Here is a 557-nt window from a genome sequence, read left to right as displayed (position 1 = left end):
TGGTTGGAAATCATTCGTAGAGTGTAAAGGCACAAGGGAGCTTGACTGCGAGACCTACAAGTCGAGCAGGGACGAAAGTCGGGCTTAGTGATCCGGTGGTTCCGCATGGAAGGGCCATCGCTCAACGGATAAAAGCTACCCCGGGGATAACAGGCTTATCTCCCCCAAGAGTCCACATCGACGGGGAGGTTTGGCACCTCGATGTCGGCTCATCGCATCCTGGGGCTGTAGTCGGTCCCAAGGGTTGGGCTGTTCGCCCATTAAAGCGGTACGCGAGCTGGGTTCAGAACGTCGTGAGACAGTTCGGTCCCTATCCGTCGTGGGCGCAGGAAATTTGAGAGGAGCTGTCCTTAGTACGAGAGGACCGGGATGGACGCACCGCTGGTGTACCAGTTGTCTTGCCAAAGGCATAGCTGGGTAGCTATGTGCGGAAGGGATAAGTGCTGAAAGCATCTAAGCATGAAGCCCCCCTCGAGATGAGATTTCCCATAGCGCAAGCTAGTAAGATCCCTGAAAGATGATCAGGTTGATAGGTTTGAGGTGGAAGCGTGGCGACA

At 54.9% G+C, this 557-nt stretch carries 1 rRNA gene; it reads left to right on the top strand.

Features of this window, described 5'->3' with window-relative positions:
- Positions 1–557, top strand: a 23S ribosomal RNA gene (locus tag NCCP28_RS23510); the annotation flags it as partial.

The sequence above is a fragment of the Niallia sp. NCCP-28 genome (genome assembly GCF_023168165.1).
Lineage (GTDB): Bacteria > Bacillota > Bacilli > Bacillales > Cytobacillaceae > Niallia.
This window is presented reverse-complemented; position numbering and strand designations above follow the sequence as displayed.